Origin of the sequence: Sandaracinobacteroides sayramensis, assembly GCF_022014495.1 — a bacterium.
Lineage (GTDB): Bacteria > Pseudomonadota > Alphaproteobacteria > Sphingomonadales > Sphingomonadaceae > Sandaracinobacteroides > Sandaracinobacteroides sayramense.
Map to the genome: position 1 here is coordinate 1 of NZ_JAKLSQ010000038.1, position 1,651 is coordinate 1,651.

1 protein-coding gene is annotated in these 1,651 nt (G+C 64.9%); it reads right to left on the reverse strand.

Annotated elements, in window-relative coordinates; translation table 11 throughout:
• Window positions 1–146 precede the first annotated feature (146 nt).
• Window positions 147–1,613, reverse strand: coding sequence for a ShlB/FhaC/HecB family hemolysin secretion/activation protein (locus tag L6Q21_RS17875; RefSeq protein ID WP_336246258.1), 1,467 nt, complete (start codon window positions 1,611–1,613; stop codon window positions 147–149).
• Between the last annotated feature and the right edge of the window lie 38 nt (window positions 1,614–1,651).

Below are 1,651 nucleotides of genomic sequence, written 5' to 3' on the forward strand. Positions count from 1 at the left end.
CGCCGCCGACGCGTTCAGGTCGATCTTCGTGCGATAGGCGTAATCCGTCTGCCACCAGGCAAAAGCCGGCGACGCGAACGCGGTGAACGCCGCGAGCGTGGCGGCAGCAGCCACCGCGCTCCGGCGGAGGCGACCAATATCAAGCATCAAAATTCCCCCTGAATGCGGAAGCGAACGAAAATATCCCCGAACCCCGACGAGGGACCGGTCAGAAGCGGAACGCCGGCGTCGACCGCCGCGTTGAAGTAGTTGAACAGCCGGATCCGCCCGCCCGCGCCGCCGCTCAGCAGGAAGTTGTTCGACTCCTGCCCCGGAAGCGCGTCGTGGATGCCGGCGTAGCCGATGTCGGTGAACAGATGCAGCCGAAGCGCGTTCGGCAGATTGTCGCCCAGCAGACCGCCCAGCTCCGGCGAGCGAAGCTCCGTCTGCAGCGCAAAGCCATAGTCGCCCAGCGCCTCCGACTCATAATAGCCGCGAACCGACGACATCCCCCCAAGGCTGAACCCCTCGTTCGAGATCAGCGGGCTCGCCGACCACTGGCCGGAAAGCCGCGCGTTGAGCTGGATGTCGCCCATCGCCGTCTGCGTCGTCTCCGCGTCCAGCTTCCACACCAGGAAGCTCGGCCGCGCCTGGTAGCGCTTGGCGTCGAACGCCTCCCAGTCGTCGCCGAAGGCGCGGATCCCGAACACCGTCGAGAAGGTCACCGTGCTCGACGAATGCGCCCCGGCCCAGTCGCCGCGCCACGACACCGTCGCCGGGAAGTAGGTGATCGGAGCCGTCGCCCGGTCCGCCCCAAGCAGCACATCCTCCTTGAAGTCCTTGTAGTCGATCCCGGCCGTCAGCGAGTGATAGAAGCCATCCCCCGAGCCCAGCGACTGGATCAGCCGCAAGCCCCCCATCTTCCCCTTGCCGATGACGCTGGTGCCGCCGACCACCGCGATGTCGCTGTCGGAATAGACCCCATAGGCCAGAAGCTGCGTCCCCTGGCCCAGGCGCATCAGGTAATTGCCCGAGAACACCGTGCCGTCGTCGGTCCGCCGCGGCGCCGTCTGCGCCGAAAGGCTCAGACTGTCCCCACGGCCCCACATATTGTCGTAGCGAAGCGTCCCCGAAAGCCGCAGGTCGGACGTCGCGGCCGACGAGAAGTTGTTGAGCTCGACCGAAGCGTGGAACGGCGAGCGCTCCTCCACCTTCAGGATCACGTCCAGAGTGCCAGGCGCCTCGCCCGCCCGAAGCTCGGGCGTCACCGTCCGGTGCGCCTTGCTGTTCAGCGCCACCACATCCCGCTGAAAAGCCGGAAGGTTCGGTGTCACCCCAGGCGCCACCGAAGGCGCAAGCGCCTTCACCGAATCCGGACGGCTCGACCCCTCCACCACAAGGTTCGCAACCGTCTGCGGCTGAACCTCCAGAAGCAGAATGCCGCTCTCGACAGACTGCTCCGGAATGAACACCGAAACCGCCACATAACCCGCATCCTCAAACGCCTTCTGCAAAGCAGAACGCGCCCCCTCAACATCCGACTCCGTACGACCAGGTCCCATAAAAGGGTAAATCGCCCGCTCAACCAAATCCGCAGACAAAACCGTGTTCCCACGTACCTGAAACGCTCGTATCTCAAACGTCGATACAGACTCCTGGGATAAAACTGGCG